The following is a 17,636-nucleotide window of genomic DNA, read 5'->3' as shown; positions in this document are numbered from 1 at the left end:
GGTTATCCTTCCCTTCAGCGCCATCGTGCGCGCCTGATACACGCGAAACACCCGGTCTTTCGCCTTCCGAACACCCTTGTCATTGCAGCTCCACGGCCTCTGCGCCGCGCCTTGCCGTGCCCGGCATTCTGAATTCACTGAAGAGATCGAGACGTTTTTATGGAATGGATAGCTGACCCCACCGCGTGGCTGGGCCTGTTGACGTTGATCGTGCTGGAGCTGGTGCTCGGCATCGACAACCTGGTGTTTATCGCGATCCTGGCGGACAAACTTCCGCCCGAGCAGCGTGACCGTGCGCGAATCATCGGTTTGTCCCTGGCCTTGCTGATGCGCCTGGGTCTGCTGGCGAGTATTTCCTGGCTGGTGACCCTGACCCAGCCGCTGTTCGAGGTGTTCGAGCACAGTTTCTCCGGCCGTGACCTGATCATGTTGTTCGGTGGTGTGTTCCTGTTGTTCAAAGCGACGATGGAATTGCACGAGCGACTTGAAGGCCATGTTGGCCAGCGCTCGTCCAACACGGCTTACGCGCTGTTCTGGCCGATCGTCGCGCAGATCGTGGTGCTCGACGCGGTGTTCTCCCTCGACGCGGTGATTACCGCCGTGGGCATGGTCGATGAGCTGGCGGTCATGATGATCGCGGTGATCATCTCCATCGGCCTGATGATTGTCGCCAGCAAGCCGCTGACCCGTTTCGTCAACGCACACCCGACGGTGATCATGCTGTGCCTGGGTTTCCTGATGATGATCGGCTTCGCGCTGACCGCTGAAGGCCTGGGCTTCCATATTCCGAAGGGCTACCTGTACGCGGCCATTGGTTTTTCGATTTTGATCGAGCTGTTCAACCAGATCGCCCGGGCGCGCCGCAAAAAGTCCATGCAGGGCCTGCGACCGATGCGCGAGCGCACGGCCCATGCGGTTTTGCGTTTGCTGGGGGGGCGCAAACTGGCGGTGGAAGAGGTCGGCGAAGAGATTGCCGACATGCTCGACAACGGCGAGGCGCCGAGCGAAGAGCTGTTCGACCGTCGTGAGCGGGTGATGATCAGCGGCGTGCTGCAACTGGCCGAGCGCCCGATTCGCACGTTGATGACGGTCCGCGCCGACGTCGATCACATCGACCTGTCCGACGATGCAGAAGCCATTCGTACACGGCTGATGCATTCGTCCTACTCGCGCCTGCCGTTGATACGCGACGGTGCGGTGGATGAGCCGCTGGGCTTCGTGCACAAGAAGGAATTGCTCAAGGAATACCTGGCCGGCAACGAGCCTGACCTTGAACATCTGGCGCGCAAGACCATCAACTTGCTGGACAGTTATTCGATCCTCAATGCCCTGGAACAGATGCGCCAGGCCTCGACGCACATCGCCTTTGTGGTCAATGAGTTCGGTGACTTCGTGGGCGTGCTGACCATGACCGACATTCTCGAATCGATTGCCGGAGAGTTGCCCGACGCCAGCGAAATCGAGGGGCCGGACGTGGTGGAAGAGCCGGGCGGGTTCAGGGTCAATGGTGCGTTGAACCTGATGCGGGTTCGCCAGCGGACCGGGTTCGCCGTAGAACCGACCGAGGACTATCAGACCTTGGCGGGGCTGGTGATGAGCATGCTGGATCGACTGCCGATGATTGGCGACAGCCATGAGTGGGAAGGCTGGCGCATGACGGTGATGGCGGTTGAGGAGCGGCGGGTGACGCGGGTGTTCCTGACGCGGATCGGCGGGTGATTATTCGTTGAGTTTGAGGGCCTCATCGCCGGCAAGCCGGTCTCGCTCCCAAAGTTGACCGAGTAATTCAGGCCGACACGGTCAACTGTGGGAGCGAGCCTGCTCGCGATGAGGCCCTCACATTCACCTCAACCCTTCGCGGATTGCTCTTCCAGCTGATCCGACTCAAACAGCTTCGCCAGTTCCGCCCTGGCTTCCTGTGCGGTCTGCAATACCTTCGCCGCATCGTCATACACCGCATGCTGCGCTTCCAGCACTTGCTCGTCGTGATGCTGGAAACGCATGATCCGCGCATCGGCCTGCGCCTGGGTCAGGCCCAATCCCACCAGCGTGCGCCGGCTCATTTCCAGGCTCGAATAATAGGTTTCCCGAATCGCCTCGGCCCCCAGGTCCACCAACCGGTGCACATGCTGACGGTTACGGGCACGGGCGATGATCTTGATGTGCGGATACAGCCGGTGCACGACCTCGGCGGTCTTGATGTTGGTGTCCGGGTCGTCGGTGGCGATGATGAAATATTCCGCGTGCTCGATCTTGGCCGCGCTGAGGATTTCCGGGCGCATCGGGTCGCCGTAGAACACCGGCACGCCGCCAAAGCTGCGCGACAGTTCGATGGTTTCCACCGAGGTGTCGAGGGCGACGAACTTGATGTTCTGCGCGCGCAGGATACGGGCGACGATCTGCCCCATCCGGCCCATGCCGGCAATCACCACACGCGGCTCGTCGGTGTCGATCTCGCGGAATTTCTCCGGCACCACCACCGGCTGCACCTTGGGGCTGACCAGTCGCGCGCAGATCAGCAACAACAACGGCGTCACCGCCATGGACAGGGTGATAGTCAGCACCAGCAGATCGTACAGGCGCGGTTCGAACAAACCCTGGTCGCGGCCGATCTTGAACACCACAAACGCAAACTCACCGCCCGCCGCCAGTACGATACCGAGACGAATCGCACTGACCTTGCCCAAACCGCCAGCCAGTCTCCCCACGACAAACAGCAGCGGCAGCTTGATGGCGATCAGCAGCAGGGTCAGGCCCAGCACCGTGATCGGTGCGCTGAGCAGCAGGCTGAGATTCGCGCCCATGCCGACGCTGATGAAAAACAGCCCCAGCAGCAGGCCCTTGAACGGTTCGATCTGCGCTTCCAGTTCGTGGCGGTATTCGGAATCCGCCAGCAGCAAACCGGCGAGGAACGCGCCCAGTGCCATCGATACGCCGACCAGATCCATCAGCCACGCCGTGCCGATCACCACCAGCAACGCGGTGGCGGTGGAAACCTCCGGCAGACCGGTGCGGGCGACCACACGGAACACCGGTCGCAGCAGATACCGTCCGCCGATCACCACCACGGCGATGCTGCCCAAAACGCGCAAGCCGTGGTTCAAATCCTCGGTCGCGGTGGTGGTGTGATCACCGCCCGCCAGCAACGGCACCATGGCGATCAGCGGGATCGCTGCGATGTCCTGGAACAGCAGAATCGCGAATGCCAGACGCCCATGGGGGCTGGTCAATTCCTTGCGTTCGGCCAGGCTTTGCAGGCCGAAGGCCGTCGAGGACAGTGCCAGGCCCAGTCCCAGCACAATCGCACTGTTCAACGGCTGGCCAAACACGAACAGCGCCACCACGCCAATCACCGATCCGGTCAGCAGCACCTGCGCCAGACCGACGCCAAACACCGATTTGCGCATCACCCACAAGCGTCGCGGCGACAGCTCCAGGCCGATGATAAACAGCAGCAACACCACGCCGAGTTCGGAAATATGACTGACGCTTTGCGGGTTGCCGATCAGCCCCAGCACCGACGGCCCGATGATCACCCCGGCAAACAGATAACCCAGCACCGCCCCGAGTTGCAGGCGCTTGGCTAAAGGAACGGTGAGCACCGCCGCGAACAGGAACACGACAGCGGCTTGCAACAGGTTGCCTTCATGGGGCATGGGGAAACTCCAGAACTCGGTACGGCGGGGGGTACAAGGATAAAGGCTGAGACGACGGGCGCAAGCCAGGCCTGCAATGATTGTATGGATGGCGCGTTGTTGCGTATTTCACCTGCAACAAAGCCGATGAACAGAAACCCCCAATGTTTATTCAGTTCCTTTTTAGTTGAGAACGAGGGATTTCAACGTGAGGAAAAATGCCGTCCCATTGCGCATCGATCCGCCAGATTCGCTCACTCAAATCAGGATGGGTTGCAAATAAACGATCCATTGCCGACGACACGCCAGTATTGAAATACAGGTGACTGAACTCACCCGCCCTGGCGGCCTTGATGTGCGAACCTTGTGCATGACCGCCAATCTTTTTCAGTGCGCCGGCAATGCTTTGCGGATTTCGGGTGTACTGCACCGCCGTGGCATCGGCCAGAAATTCACGTTGCCGACTGACGGCGGCCTTGATCAGACTGCCAAAAAAACTTCCGGCGAATCCGGCTATACACAAAAAAATGCCGATCAGTACACCCGCCAGTTTCAGTCGTTGGTCACGGTGGTTGCTCTGACTCGCTTTGACCAATATCAGGCTGCCCGCCAGTCCGAGCACCAGCAGTCCGCTAATGATTGCCAGCATGTGCATGTTGAGACGCATGTCCCCGTTGTAGATATGGCTGAACTCATGGGCAATCACGCCTTGCAGCTCTTCTCGCGTGAGCAGCGATATCGCACCCTGCGTCACGCCGATCACTGCATCTTCGGGGGTAAACCCGGCCGCGAAGGCGTTGATGCCCTCATCCGGTAACAGATAGACCGTCGGCACAGCGATGCCTGAGGCAAGCGCCATTTCCTCGACGATGTTGATCAGACGTTGCTCTTCGAGCGTTCGCCCGCCGTGATTGATCAGACGTCCGCCCAGTTTTTCTGCGATGACCTTGCCGCCGGCCCGGAGCTCTGCGTACTTGACCAGACTGCCCAGCAGAACAACGCCGATGATTAACGGCGCCACAACCCCGACGGCTTGCCAGTTGAGGGTCAATCTGCGGCTGCCGTCATTCGCATGGTCAAGACTGAATGCGAGGCAGGTTATGGTGATCAGGCTTAGCACCGACAGGATCATCAACAGGACGAGCAGCGCCGTTCGGTGTTTGGCCTGGCGCTGTTGCTCAAAAAAATTCATCGGACCATCCGTGGGCAAAGCGTTTTAGAAGGAAACCTGAGGTGCTTGTTGAATAGACGCGGTGTCGGGGAATTCCAGCGGGGTGGCATCGGCGGCATGGCCGAAGCGAGCGGCCAGTAGCACGGCGGGAAAGCTTTGTTTGAGATTGTTGTAGGTCAGCACCGCGTCGTTGAACACTTGACGCGCGAAAGTCACTTTGTTTTCAGTGCTGCTGATTTCTTCGCTGAGTTGCTGCATGGCCTGCAAAGCCTGGAGTTCCGGGTAGGCTTCCAGGGTTACATTCAGTCGCCCCATGGCGCTGCTGAGAACACCATCGGCCAGACTCAGTTGAGCCATATTTCGCGCGTCGCCCGGTTGAGCCTGGGCGGCCTTGAGCCCGGCCAGTGCGTTGTTGCGCGCGGCGATGACGGCCTCGAGCGTCTCGCGCTCATGGGTCAGATAACCTTTGGCGGTTGCTACCAGATTGGGGATCAGGTCATAACGGCGCTTGAGTTGCACCTCAACCTGCGCGAAGGCATTTGCTATTTCATTGCGGCGGGCGACCAGGCTATTGAAGAGCCCGATGACGTACAGAATGCCTAGAACCAGAACGGCCAAAATGACCAGCAAGACGATGCTGTTAGTGCTCATGGTGTGATGTCCTTGTTCACGGAAGGAGATTTTGCGCAGGATGTTAACGGAAAACCCAAGGCTTGACTGCTTTCGGCCAAGTCAGGTTGATCGTGCAGCTTCATGTCGGCCAGTGGAGCGTCAAACCCTATTCGCTATGAACCCGCACCGGGGGCTCGGTGCCCAACCGATACTGATTATTCCCGCTGCGCTTGGCCTCATACATCGCCAGGTCCGCAATATGAATCAACCGGTCCATGCTCGGCGCATGATCGGGGAACACCGCGACGCCCAGGCTGGTGCCGATGTGGCGCTGGTCGTTGCCGATGGTGACGGGAGGTGAGAGTTCGACGAAGATTTTCTGGCAGATGTTGCGGGCTTCGTCTTGCAAACTGCCGCCTTGCGGCAGGCCCTGGAGGATGACCACGAATTCGTCGCCACCGATGCGGGCGACGGTGTCGGTTGAGCGCAGGATTCGCTTCAGGCGCGTGGCGGTGGTGACGAGTACGCGGTCGCCGGCGGCATGGCCGTAACGGTCGTTGATCGCCTTGAAACCGTTGAGGTCGACGAACACCAGTGCTACTCGGGTGGCGGTGATTCGGGCTTGTTCCAGTGCCTCGGACAAACGCTCTTCGAGCACCAGCCGGTTGGGCAGGCCGGTCAACGGGTCGAAATGGGCCAGGTGCTGCAGGTAACTGGCGGAGGCTTTTTCCTCGGTGATGTCGCGGACCACGCCCATCATCTTGATCGTTTCATCGTGGTTGTTTTTCACCACGTTGCCGGTTTCGCGCAACCAGCGGATGGTGCCGTCGGGCCAGATGACCCGGTATTCCTCGTCATGGTTCTCGCCGGTTTCAAGGCAACGCAGCTCACCGGCCCGCACCCTGACCCGGTCGTCGGGATGCACGCAGGCGCAAAACAAGGCGTAGGAGGGCGTCACTTCGCCGATCTTGAAGCCGAACATGCCGTAAATCGCGTCCGACCAGTAGAGCCGATCGGTGTCGACATCCCAGTCCCAGGTGCCGATTCGGGCGAAATACTGGCTGCGTTTGAAGCGTTCGGCGTCGCTGTCCTGATGGATGTTTTGTCGTTCGGACAGGTGGGTGATGAGCACGCGATATTCGTCGAGCTGCTTTCGCAGCGAACGCTCGCGACAGATCAGCGCGATAATCAAGGCAAGCAGCAAAGCGCAAATGGCTGCGCCGGTCCAGACATGAATCATGCAGAGGTTGCCGTCATGGCGTTTTGATCCCTAGGGTAGGTGCTGCATATCTTAGTTCACGCTTAGTGGCAGAAACAGGCCGTATGGGTTGCCAATCGCGCACGTTTCTGGGAAAACGGCGCCGTTACGTCCAATTGGGCGAGTGAACAATAGAGTGAACATGATGAATGATGAACTGCAGGTAATCGATCTTGAAGCGGGCGACGGCAAAGCTGCCGTCAAAGGTGCGCTGATCACCACCCAGTATCGTGGCTGGCTGGAAGACGGAACCGAGTTCGATTCTTCCTACAGCCGGGGCAAACCTTTCCAGTGCGTGATCGGCACCGGACGCGTGATCAAGGGCTGGGATCAGGGGATCATGGGGATGCAGGTCGGTGGCAAGCGCAAATTGCTGGTGCCGGCACATTTGGGCTATGGCGAGCGCACGATGGGGGCAATTCCGCCGAACTCGAACCTGATTTTCGAGATTGAATTGCTGGAAGTTTTGACGCGGGATGATTGATTGGCGCGTCAGGGGGGGTGTTGTTTGTCATGCCGCCATCGCCGGCAAGTACGCAATCCCTGTAGGAGCCGGCTTGCTGGCGATGAACGATAACGCGGTCAATCTGGCATGACTAACCCTGAAACGTCTCCCGGTACGCATACAACCCCGGTGTCCCGCCCGTCATCACAAACAGCACGTTGTCCCCGGTGCGAAAACGTTCTTGCTTGAGATCCGCCACCAACCCGGCAAACGCCTTGCCGGAGTACACCGGGTCGATCAACAGACCTTCGGCGCGAGCCATCAGTCGCACGGCGTCTTGCATGGCTGGCGTCGGCAGGCCGTATCCCTCGCCCAACTGACTGCCGTCGATCACAACCTCTTCTGGCCGTACGGTGGCGGTGTTGCCCAGTAAAGCCAGGGTGTCCTGGGTCAATTTCAGGGTTCTGGCGGCTGACGATTCCCTATCCGACAACACCGAATAAGACTTGACCATCGAGGCCCCTCGGTCCAGCAACTGGAAGCCTGCCGCGAGCCCAGCGTGGGTGCCGGCGCTGCCGTTGGGCACCACGACCTGATTGAAGACCAGGCCGAGTGCCGTCTCCTGCTGCATGATTTCTGCGGCGCAACGCGCATAACCGAGACTGCCGAGGGGCGTTGAACCGCCCATGGGAATCACCAGCACCTTGTGGCCCGCGTCCCGAAGTTGCGCCGCGCGAGCCTCGGCCCGGGCGAGCGAGTCGGTGCCTCCCGCCAGCACTTGCAGTTGAGCGCCAAACAATTGATCGAGCAGCACATTGCCGTTGAGTTCGTAATCCACATCACTCTTGGGGACCGAGCGGGTCAGGATCAATTCGCAGGCGATGCCCAGGCGTGCGCAGGCTGCGGCGGTCAGGCGCGCATGGTTGGACTGCACGCCGCCGACGGTAATGACCGTATCAATGCCGGCCTGCTGCGCCGCACCGATATGGAATTCGAGTTTGCGCAGTTTATTGCCGCCACCACCCAGCAACATGTGATCGTCGCGCTTGAGGAACAGGCGAATTCCTCGCGTCCCCAGGCCCAACAGCTGTTCGAGGCGTTCGGCTCGTTGAATGGGCGTGGGGCCTTGCAGAAGGTCTGCTCGCGCAAATGCGCTCAGGGCTTTGTCCAGTTGGGTTTGCATCGATGGCGCCTCGCTGACGTTTATCAGAGTGACTCTAGGGAGAAAGTCACTCGCGATAAACGCATTGCCAGTCATTACACCCTTAACCTGATGTAACAAATGCGCCGGCGTGATCTTCACGAGAACAGCGGGATTCGGCCATTCAGGGAAGGGCGGTAGCGCCAGGTCAATCGCTCCAGCGCGGGTTTCAATGCCAGAATCTGCCTCAGCGTGGCGCTGGCGATACTCATGGCCAGTACCTGCCCCGGGCATTGATGACGACCGGCACCGAAGGTGAAACTGCGTCGCTGCGGGCGTTCGAGCATGAATGCATCAGGCTGCTCATTGAACTGCGGATCGCGATTGGCCGACGCCAGCATCACCAGGATCACATCGCCCGCATTGAAGTTCATACCCTCGATTTCACAGGCTGCGGCGACGAAGCGACGGGTGTTCTGTACCGGCGGATCGAAGCGCTGGACTTCGGCCAACAGGTCGTCAATGTTGATCGAATCGTTCAGCCACTGCGGATGTCGAATCAACGCCAGTAACGCATTGCCGATCAGCCCGGCGGTGGCTTCATAGGTTTGCGAGAACAGGCCGATGAGGTTGGCAATCAGGGCTTCGCTGTCGTCGGAGGTTGCCGAAAACCGCTGGCGGATACCGGCAAGAAGGGCGCTTTGATTGTCCGGGTCGTCCAGCAACTCAATGAAATAACCGCGCAACTGTTCCGCCGCCTTATGGGCTACGTCCAGGTGTGCCTGAGCGCTGAGGGGCGACAGGCACGCGACGAAATCCCCGGTCAGCTCGCTGATCACCCGAGCTTGTGCGGGCGAAACCCCCAGCAACGCCGCCACTACGCACACCGGGCCAAGGAACATTGCCTTGTGCAGCCCTTCGGCGTCGGGGCTGAGCAACCGCGCACCGACCAACGCATTGACTTCCTCCCCGTCAATAAGCGCCACCTCCGGCTGGATCGCCGATCTTGGGCAACGCTGGCGTTCGCCCTCGTTCATCCGCATCAACTGACTGAAGACCTTGCCGGCCATGCCACTGGCAATGGCCTTGGGCACTGATTCGTGAGTCGGCCGCACGTGACAGTCAGGATGCGCCAGCACCGCCGCCACGGCTTTGGCGCTACTGGCCACCCACAGTTTCAGTCCCTGGTGAAAAACCAGTCCGCCTTGAGCGCGCAGTTGCGCGTAATAAGGATAAGGATCGGCATGAGTCGCAGCGTTGATCGGGTCCATGGGTCGCAGCCTTGTTCGTGGTGGGAAAAGTGTTGCTACTATCTCCAGTCCGAAAAGGGCTTGATTCGTCCGGGAGCGAAATATGAACGCAGAACTTCACGACCTCGGTGTTTCACAGGTGGCGGCGGCCATTGCCGAACCGGCCCGGACCAAAATGTTGTGTTCTTTGATGGACGGCCACGCCCGCACCAGCACCGAGTTGGCGGCGATTGCCGAAGTCAGCGCTTCCACTGCCAGCGCGCATCTGGCCAAACTCAAGGAACTGGCGCTGCTGCGTCTGCACGTCCAGGGGCGCCATCGCTATTACAGCCTCGCGGACAAACGCGTGGCCCAGGCGCTGGAAGCGTTGATGGTGATCGGCCAGAACACCGCGCCGACCTTCAACCCACGCACTCCGGATCGCCTGCAATTTGCCCGCACGTGCTACGACCACATGGCCGGCACGCTGGCGGTGTTGCTGCATGACCGGCTGCTGGAAAAAGGCTGGTTGCTGGAAACCGATGAACAGGCTTATCGGTTGAGTGACAGCGGCGAGGCGTTGTTCGAAGGGCTGGGCATTGAAGTCAACAACCTGACCACGCAGCGCCGACGGTTTGCCTGCCCGTGCCTGGACTGGAGCATGCGCCGACCGCATCTGGGTGGTTCGTTGGGCGCGGCGTTGCTGCAAACGGCGATCAAGCGCAAATGGGTGACGCAGGATCTGGACAGCCGGGCGCTGACGTTGACCGCGTTGGGCCGCAAGGAAATCGGCGCCCGGTTTGACCTGAAGCAAAATCTGCCCGTCGGCGAGCTGATTCCGGGATTGATCACCCAGGCCGGTCAGGTCAGCGGTATCGAGGGCAGGGTGGGCAAGCGACTCACACTGGCAAACGGAGTTTCTGACACGGACTCTCGGGAAACACAGAACCTGTAGGAGCCGGCTTGCTGGCGATGGACTCCAGTGCACCGCGGTGAACCAGTCAGTAAGCGTTATCGTTAACGACCATCGCCAGCAAGCCGGCTCCTACAGTTCTGAGGCGAATGGAATGTCTGGCTCATAAAAAAGCCCCCCATCGCCAAGACGATGGGGGGCTTGGATGCAGCAGAGGTCAGGTCAAACCTTGACGATCCAGCCTGCTGGCGCTTCGATCTCACCGGTTTGCACGCCGGTCAGCTCTTTGTAGAGCTTCTGGGTGACCGGGCCGACCTCGGTTTCGCTGTGGAACACGTGCAGGTGGTCGTTGTAGCTGATACCGCCGATCGGGGTGATCACGGCAGCCGTACCGCAAGCGCCGGCTTCCTTGAAGTCGGACAGCTTGTCGATGAACACGTCACCTTCAACCACTTCCAGGCCCAGACGCGTCTTGGCCAGTTCGATCAACGACAGACGGGTGATGCCCGGCAGTACCGACGGCGAGTTCGGGGTGACGAACTTGTTGTCGTGGGTGATCCCGAAGAAGTTGGCCGAACCGACTTCTTCGATTTTGGTGTGGGTCATCGGGTCCAGGTAGATGCAGTCGGCAAAATGCGCCTTCTTGGCCTGGGAGCCAGGCATCAGGCTGGCGGCGTAGTTGCCACCGACCTTGGCTGCGCCGGTGCCTTGTGGAGCGGCACGGTCGTAGCTGGAGATCAGGAAGTTGTGCGGGGTCAGGCCACCTTTGAAGTAAGCGCCGACCGGGATGCAGAAGATCGAGAAGATGAACTCGGGTGCGGTACGCACGCCGATGTTGTCACCCACGCCGATCACGAACGGGCGCAGGTACAGCGCGCCGCCGGTGCCGTAAGGCGGGATGAAACGCTCGTTGGCGCGGACCACTTCCTTGCACGCTTCGATGAACTGCTCGGTCGACACATGCGGCATCAGCAGGCGGGCGCAGCTGCGCTGCATGCGGGCGGCGTTCTGGTCCGGGCGGAACAGGTTGATCGAACCGTCCTTGCAACGGTAGGCCTTCAGGCCTTCGAAGCATTGCTGGCCATAGTGAAGGGCAGTCGAGCCTTCGCTGATGTGCAGCACATTGTCTTCGGTCAGGGTGCCTTTGTCCCACTCGCCATTACGCCAGTGCGACAGATAGCGCTTGTCTGTCTTGATGTAATCAAAACCCAGCTTGTCCCAATTGATGCTTTCGTTACCCATGACACCCTCTATCACTTAACAACCGTCGAAACGGTTCAAGGCTTCTGACGTTTTTTGGATGGGGACAACAATACTTCATTCCGGGCCTAAATCGCAGCCCGGACTATCGGATGACAGACAGATAAATTGTGTTGGCCTCAAGAATTCGCTAGCAGGCTAGCTCCCACAGGAGAACGCATTCCAAAGTGGGAGCTAGCCTGCTAGCGATGGGGCCATCTCTGCCGCCATCCATTGTTCTGAATTACAGGTGCAACGCATGCCCCAACGCACGCAACGCCGCTTCCTGGACGGCTTCGCCCAAGGTCGGATGCGCATGGATGGTGCCGGCGATGTCTTCCAGTCGGGCGCCCATTTCCAGGCTTTGGCCAAACGCGGTCGACAATTCCGAAACACCCACGCCAACGGCCTGCCAGCCAACAATCACGTGATTGTCCCGACGAGCGACCACTCGCACGAAGCCACTTTTCGATTCCAGCGTCATCGCCCGGCCATTGGCCGCGAACGGGAAGCTTGAAACGATGCAGTCCAGGCCCGCAGCCTTGACCTCGTCCGGGGTCTTGCCGACCACCACCAGTTCCGGGTCGGTGAAGCACACGGCAGCGATAGCCGTCGGGTTGAACTCGCGGGTTTTACCGCTGATCAGCTCGGCCACCATCTCGCCTTGAGCCATGGCCCGGTGCGCAAGCATCGGTTCACCGCTGAGGTCGCCGATGGCGTACACGTTGCGCATGCTGGTCTGGCAACGGTTGTCGATCTTGATCGCCGAGCCGTTCATGTCCAGATTCAGCGCTTCGAGGTTCCAGCCCTGGGTGTTGGGTTTGCGGCCAACGGCGACCAGTACCTGATCGGTTTCCAGGTTCAGGGTTTCGCCGTTCGGTTCCAGAACCTGCAATGTATTGTTATTAGAATCAAAGCCTTGGACGCTGTGCTTCAAGTAAAGCTTCACGCCGAGTTTTTTCAATTCATCATGAACAGGCTGGGTCAGTTCAGCGTCGTAGGCCGGCAGGATGCGATCCTGCGCCTCGACCACGCTGACGTCGGCGCCGAGCTTGCGATAGGCAATCCCCAGTTCCAGACCGATGTAACCGCCACCGACCACCACCAGCCGTTTCGGTACCGATGTGGGTGCCAAGGCTTCGGTGGAGGAGATGATCGGCCCGCCGATCGGCAGCATCGGCAGGTTCACGCTTTTCGAACCGGTGGCCAGCACCAGGTGCTCGCACTGAATGCGCGTGTCGCCGACTTCTACGGTTTTACCATCGATTACTTTCGCAAAGCCTTGAATAACCTGAATTTTGTTCTTTTTCAGCAGCGCCGAAACGCCTGTGGTCAAGCGATCGACGATGCCGTCCTTCCATTCGACGCTTTTGCTGATATCGAGGGTCGGCGCCGAGACGCTGATGCCCAGCGCAGAGTGTTTGCTGTGGTGCTGCGTTTGGTGGAACTGCTCGGCAACGTGGATCAACGCTTTCGACGGGATACAGCCGATGTTCAGGCAGGTACCGCCCAACGATTCGCCTTCCACCAGAATGGTCGAGATGCCCAGCTGGCCGGCACGGATCGCCGTCACATAACCGCCAGGACCGCCGCCGATGATCAGCAGCGTGGTGTTCAAAATCTGCATGCCTTACTCCACAAACAAGGTAGCGGGTTGTTCGAGCAAGCCACGAACGGCCTGGATGAATTGCGCCGCGTCCATGCCATCGACCACGCGGTGATCGAAGGAGCTGGAGAGGTTCATCATCTTGCGGATCACGATCTGGCCTTTGACCACCATCGGGCGTTCGACGATTTTGTTGACGCCGACGATCGCCACTTCCGGCAGGTTCAGCACCGGGGTGCTGACGATTCCGCCCAATGCGCCGAGGCTGGTCAGGGTGATGCTCGAGCCGGACAATTCATCGCGGCTGGCCTTGCCGTTACGCGCGGCGTTGGCCAAGCGGGAGATTTCGGCGGCGTTGTCCCACAGGCTGCGGGCTTCGGCGTGACGCACCACGGGCACCATCAAACCGATGTCGGCTTGAGTGGCGATGCCCACATGCACCGCGCCGAGGCGGGTGATGACCTGGGCTTCGTCGTCGTAACGGGCGTTGATCTGCGGGAAGTCGCGCAGGGCGACAACCAGGGCACGGACCAAAAATGGCAACAGGGTCAGCTTGCCACGGGTCGCACCGTGTTTTTCGTTCAGGTGCGCACGCAGTTCTTCCACGGCCGTGACGTCGATTTCTTCGACATAACTGAAATGGGCGGCGCGCTGGGTGGCGTCCTGCATGCGTTGGGCGATCTTGCGGCGCATGCCGATCACCGGGATCTGCTCTTCGTCGTTACGCTGGGCGTAAGCGGCGGTGGCAGTCGTTGCATTCGACTGACCTTGCGCCAGATAGGCGTCCAGGTCTTCGTGCAGCACGCGACCGGCAGGACCAGTGCCACGCACCAGGCGCAATTGAATGCCGAGGTCCAGTGCATGTTTGCGCACGGCCGGGGAGGCCAGCGGACGCTCGTCGGCTTCGCGAGCCACCATCGGGCCCTGGCAGACGGCCGCTCGCGGCGCTGCGGCAGGAGCCGGTTTGGTTGCTGCAACAGCTTCGACTTTGGGTGCCGGTGCTTCTTTCGCGACGGCAACCACAGGCTGGGCCGACTCTTTAACGTTGCCCGCACCTTCGACTTCAATGCTGATCAGGATGCTGCCAACCGCCATGACTTCGCCGGGTACGCCGCCCAGCGAAATGACTTTGCCGTGTACCGGCGAAGGGATGTCGACCATCGCCTTGTCGGTCATGACATCGGCCAGCACCTGATCCTCGACGACCATGTCGCCGACTTTGACGTGCCACACCGACAGTTCAACTTCTGCAATGCCTTCACCAATGTCCGGCATTTTAATAACGTGCGTGCCCATTCAGACCTCCATAACCCGATGCAAAGCCGCGCCCACTCGGGACGGACCAGGGAAATACGCCCACTCTTGCGCGTGCGGGTAGGGGGTGTCCCAACCGGTGACGCGTTCGATCGGCGCTTCCAGGTAGTGGAAGCAATGCTCTTGCACCAGGGCAGCCAGTTCGGCACCGAAACCGCAAGTGCGGGTCGCTTCGTGAACGATCACGCAACGGCCGGTTTTCTTCACCGACTTGGTGATGGTTTCCAGGTCCAGCGGCCACAGGCTGCGCAGGTCGATGACTTCAGCGTCGATCCCGCTTTCTTCAGCGGCGACTTGCGACACATAAACGGTGGTGCCGTAAGTCAGGATGGTCACATCCTTGCCCGGGCGGGTGATGGCGGCGACGTCCAGCGGTACGGTGTAGTAACCATCCGGGACTTGCGCGGCCGGGTGTTTCGACCATGGCGTGACCGGACGTTCGTGGTGACCATCGAACGGGCCGTTGTACAGGCGTTTTGGCTCCAGGAAGATCACCGGGTCATCGTTTTCGATGGAGGCAATCAGCAGGCCCTTGGCGTCGTACGGGTTGGACGGCATCACCGTGCGCAAGCCGCAGACCTGGGTAAACATCGCCTCGATACTCTGGCTGTGCGTCTGGCCACCGTAGATGCCGCCGCCGCAAGGCATGCGTAGGGTCATCGGTGCGGTGAACTCGCCGGCCGAGCGATAACGCAGGCGGGCGGCTTCGGAAATGATCTGGTCCGACGCCGGGTACACGTAGTCGGCGAACTGGATTTCGGCCACCGGACGCAAACCGTAGGCGCCCATGCCCACGGCAACGCCGACGATGCCGCTTTCGGAGATCGGCGCATCGAACACGCGGGAGGTGCCGTACTTGTTCTGCAAGCCTTCGGTGCAACGGAACACGCCGCCGAAGTAGCCAACGTCCTGACCAAACACCACGACGTTGTCGTCACGTTCAAGCATCACATCCATGGCCGAGCGCAGGGCCTGGATCATGGTCATGGTGGTCGTGGTCATGGCGGTTTCCGGTTGAATATTGTTGTTGTGATCGTTCATGTCAGATCCCCAACTCTTGACGCTGGCGCTTCAAGTGCTCCGGCATCTCTTTATAAACGTCTTCGAACATGGTCGCGGCGCTCGGAATCTGGCCGCCGGCGAGGGTGCCGTACTGCTCGGCTTCTTTCTGCGCGGCGATGACTTCGGCTTCCAGTTCGGCGCTGACGGCGACGTGTTCCTCTTCGGACCAGTGACCGATTTTCACCAGGTGCTGCTTCAGGCGCGCAATCGGGTCGCCCAACGGGAAGTGGCTCCAGTCGTCGGCAGGACGGTATTTGGACGGATCATCGGAGGTCGAGTGCGGGCCGGCGCGGTAGGTGACCCATTCGATCATGGTCGGGCCAAGGTTGCGGCGGGCACGCTCGGCGGCCCAGGCGGAAGCGGCGTAGACCGCGTAGAAATCGTTACCGTCGACGCGCAGGGAGGCGATGCCGCAACCGACGCCACGACCGGCGAATGTAGTGGCTTCACCACCGGCAATTGCCTGGAAGGTGGAGATGGCCCATTGGTTGTTGACCACGTTGAGGATCACCGGCGCGCGGTACACGTGGGCGAAGGTCAGGGCGGTGTGGAAGTCCGACTCGGCAGTGGCGCCGTCGCCGATCCAGGCCGAGGCGATTTTGGTATCACCCTTGATCGCCGAGGCCATGCCCCAGCCGACAGCCTGGACGAATTGGGTGGCGAGGTTGCCGGAAATGGTGAAGAAACCGGCTTCCTTGACCGAGTACATGATCGGCAACTGACGGCCCTTGAGCGGATCGCGCTCGTTGGACAGCAACTGGCAGATCAGGTCCACCAGCGGCACTTCACGTGCCATCAGGATGCTTTGCTGGCGGTAGGTCGGGAAGCACATGTCGTCGATGTTCAAGGCCAGGGCCTGGGCGCTGCCGATGGCTTCTTCGCCAAGGCTTTGCATGTAGAACGACATTTTTTTCTGACGCTGGGCGACGACCATGCGGTTGTCGTAGATCCGCGTCTTGAGCATGGCGCGCATGCCTTTTCGCAGGATCTCTACCGGTACGCCTTCGGCCCACGGGCCCAGGGCATTGCCCTGATCGTCGAGCACGCGAATCAGGCCGCGGGCCAGATCGGCCGTGTCGGCGGGTTCAACGTCGATTGGGGGTTTGCGCACCGTGCCGGCATCGGTCAGATGCAGGTAGGAGAAGTCGGTTTTACAGCCGGGACGGCCCGAGGGTTCAGGGACGTGCAGGCGCAGCGGTTCATACGCTTGGTTCATGGCTTCTACGCTCGATCTTGTGAATTTCTTGTAGTGAGCTGACCGTCATTCCACGTGTTATGGAAATCTTGTCCTACAAACATCATAGGCCCGGCGCAGGAGAATATTTATCTGTGTTTCGTTGCGTTGGTGGTCATTTGAGGTTAAAAAATCTGCATAAACAAAAATAACAGGTGGTTTTTTCTCATGCGCAAATTGGACCGTACCGATATCGGCATTCTCAACAGCCTTCAGGAGAACGCGCGCATCACCAACGCCGACCTCGCACGCTCGGTGAATCTCTCGCCGACGCCGTGCTTCAACCGGGTCAAGGCGATGGAAGAATTGGGCCTGATTCGCGAGCAAGTGACGCTGTTGGACGCCGACCTATTGGGGCTGCATGTGAATGTGTTCATTCATGTCAGCCTGGAGAAACAGGTGGAGGAGGCGTTGCAGCATTTCGAAGAAGCGATCTCGGATCGTCCGGAAGTGATGGAGTGCTATTTGATGGCGGGTGATCCGGATTATCTGATCCGGGTGCTGGTGCCGACCATTCAGTCGCTGGAGCGTTTCATGATGGACTTCCTCACCAAAGTGCCCGGTGTGGCGAACATCCGCTCAAGCTTTGCGCTCAAGCAAGTGCGCTATAAAACCGCGCTGCCGCTGCCGGCAAACGGATTGACCCTGACCAATTGACCTGCCCCCCCAAACACCACAAAACCTGTAGGAGCCGGCTTGCCGGCGATGGCGGCGCATCAGCCACCATCATTGTTGCCTGACACACCGCCATCGCCAGCAAGCCGGCTCCTACAGGTT

General features: G+C 60.0%; 15 protein-coding genes. 4 read left to right on the top strand and 11 right to left on the bottom strand.

Annotated features, from left to right (window positions below):
* Positions 1 to 159: 159 nt before the first annotated feature.
* The gene (locus tag KGA97_RS11130) at positions 160 to 1,719 is read left to right on the top strand and encodes a TerC family protein (RefSeq protein WP_223415963.1); all 1,560 of its coding nucleotides are present in this window, start codon (positions 160 to 162) and stop codon (positions 1,717 to 1,719) included.
* A 128-nt stretch (positions 1,720 to 1,847) separates the two neighbouring features.
* Here KGA97_RS11130 and KGA97_RS11125 read toward each other — a convergent pair whose 3' ends face one another.
* The 4 genes from KGA97_RS11125 to KGA97_RS11110 form a co-directional block, all read right to left on the bottom strand.
* Positions 1,848 to 3,656: a monovalent cation:proton antiporter-2 (CPA2) family protein gene (locus KGA97_RS11125; RefSeq protein ID WP_223480779.1), complete on the bottom strand. Its 1,809-nt coding sequence runs from the start codon at positions 3,654 to 3,656 to the stop codon at positions 1,848 to 1,850.
* Positions 3,657 to 3,807: 151 nt separating this feature from the next.
* Positions 3,808 to 4,827 carry a M48 family metallopeptidase gene (locus KGA97_RS11120; protein WP_223435907.1) on the bottom strand — a complete coding sequence of 340 codons (1,020 nt, stop codon included), beginning with the start codon at positions 4,825 to 4,827 and terminating at the stop codon, positions 3,808 to 3,810.
* A 24-nt stretch (positions 4,828 to 4,851) separates the two neighbouring features.
* A complete protein-coding gene (locus KGA97_RS11115; protein ID WP_008040042.1) occupies positions 4,852 to 5,457 on the bottom strand; it encodes a LemA family protein in 606 nt (201 codons plus the stop codon).
* A 127-nt stretch (positions 5,458 to 5,584) separates the two neighbouring features.
* Complete coding sequence (locus KGA97_RS11110; RefSeq protein WP_008040041.1) at positions 5,585 to 6,658, bottom strand: sensor domain-containing diguanylate cyclase; 1,074 nt, start codon at positions 6,656 to 6,658, stop codon at positions 5,585 to 5,587.
* A 163-nt stretch (positions 6,659 to 6,821) separates the two neighbouring features.
* Here KGA97_RS11110 and KGA97_RS11105 point away from each other — a divergent pair, with 163 nt between their 5' ends.
* Positions 6,822 to 7,160 carry an FKBP-type peptidyl-prolyl cis-trans isomerase gene (locus KGA97_RS11105; protein ID WP_207285623.1) on the top strand — a complete coding sequence of 113 codons (339 nt, stop codon included), beginning with the start codon at positions 6,822 to 6,824 and terminating at the stop codon, positions 7,158 to 7,160.
* A 112-nt stretch (positions 7,161 to 7,272) separates the two neighbouring features.
* Here the strand turns inward: KGA97_RS11105 and KGA97_RS11100 are convergent, their stop codons facing one another.
* Positions 7,273 to 8,304 carry a D-cysteine desulfhydrase family protein gene (locus tag KGA97_RS11100; RefSeq protein ID WP_223480778.1) on the bottom strand — a complete coding sequence of 344 codons (1,032 nt, stop codon included), beginning with the start codon at positions 8,302 to 8,304 and terminating at the stop codon, positions 7,273 to 7,275.
* A gap of 116 nt (positions 8,305 to 8,420) precedes the next feature.
* Positions 8,421 to 9,533: a cytochrome P450 gene (locus KGA97_RS11095; RefSeq protein ID WP_223480777.1), complete on the bottom strand. Its 1,113-nt coding sequence runs from the start codon at positions 9,531 to 9,533 to the stop codon at positions 8,421 to 8,423.
* 82 nt (positions 9,534 to 9,615) lie between these two features.
* Between KGA97_RS11095 and KGA97_RS11090 the strand changes: the two genes are divergently transcribed.
* The gene (locus KGA97_RS11090; RefSeq protein WP_223480776.1) at positions 9,616 to 10,446 is read left to right on the top strand and encodes an ArsR/SmtB family transcription factor; all 831 of its coding nucleotides are present in this window, start codon (positions 9,616 to 9,618) and stop codon (positions 10,444 to 10,446) included.
* A gap of 180 nt (positions 10,447 to 10,626) precedes the next feature.
* Here the strand turns inward: KGA97_RS11090 and KGA97_RS11085 are convergent, their stop codons facing one another.
* The 5 genes from KGA97_RS11085 to KGA97_RS11065 form a co-directional block, all read right to left on the bottom strand.
* Positions 10,627 to 11,646, bottom strand: coding sequence for a branched-chain amino acid aminotransferase (locus KGA97_RS11085; protein ID WP_008034076.1), 1,020 nt, complete (start codon positions 11,644 to 11,646; stop codon positions 10,627 to 10,629).
* 241 nt (positions 11,647 to 11,887) lie between these two features.
* Positions 11,888 to 13,270 (bottom strand): dihydrolipoyl dehydrogenase, encoded by a 1,383-nt coding sequence (gene lpdA / locus KGA97_RS11080; RefSeq protein WP_192416574.1) that lies wholly within the window; start codon positions 13,268 to 13,270, stop codon positions 11,888 to 11,890.
* A gap of 3 nt (positions 13,271 to 13,273) precedes the next feature.
* Positions 13,274 to 14,545, bottom strand: coding sequence for a dihydrolipoamide acetyltransferase family protein (locus KGA97_RS11075; RefSeq protein ID WP_223480775.1), 1,272 nt, complete (start codon positions 14,543 to 14,545; stop codon positions 13,274 to 13,276).
* Complete coding sequence (locus KGA97_RS11070; protein ID WP_008040031.1) at positions 14,546 to 15,604, bottom strand: alpha-ketoacid dehydrogenase subunit beta; 1,059 nt, start codon at positions 15,602 to 15,604, stop codon at positions 14,546 to 14,548.
* A gap of 1 nt (position 15,605) precedes the next feature.
* Positions 15,606 to 16,841 (bottom strand): 3-methyl-2-oxobutanoate dehydrogenase (2-methylpropanoyl-transferring) subunit alpha, encoded by a 1,236-nt coding sequence (locus KGA97_RS11065; protein WP_008034068.1) that lies wholly within the window; start codon positions 16,839 to 16,841, stop codon positions 15,606 to 15,608.
* Between the two features lie 186 nt (positions 16,842 to 17,027).
* Between KGA97_RS11065 and bkdR the strand changes: the two genes are divergently transcribed.
* A complete protein-coding gene (bkdR, locus tag KGA97_RS11060) occupies positions 17,028 to 17,516 on the top strand; it encodes a Bkd operon transcriptional regulator BkdR (protein ID WP_008034067.1) in 489 nt (162 codons plus the stop codon).
* The last annotated feature ends 120 nt before the right edge of the window (positions 17,517 to 17,636 follow it).

The organism is Pseudomonas sp. BF-B-15, from assembly GCF_019946675.1.
Classification (GTDB): domain Bacteria; phylum Pseudomonadota; class Gammaproteobacteria; order Pseudomonadales; family Pseudomonadaceae; genus Aquipseudomonas; species Aquipseudomonas migulae.
The sequence above is the reverse complement of the archived record's forward strand: the minus strand, read 5'-3'. Positions and strand labels throughout refer to the sequence as shown.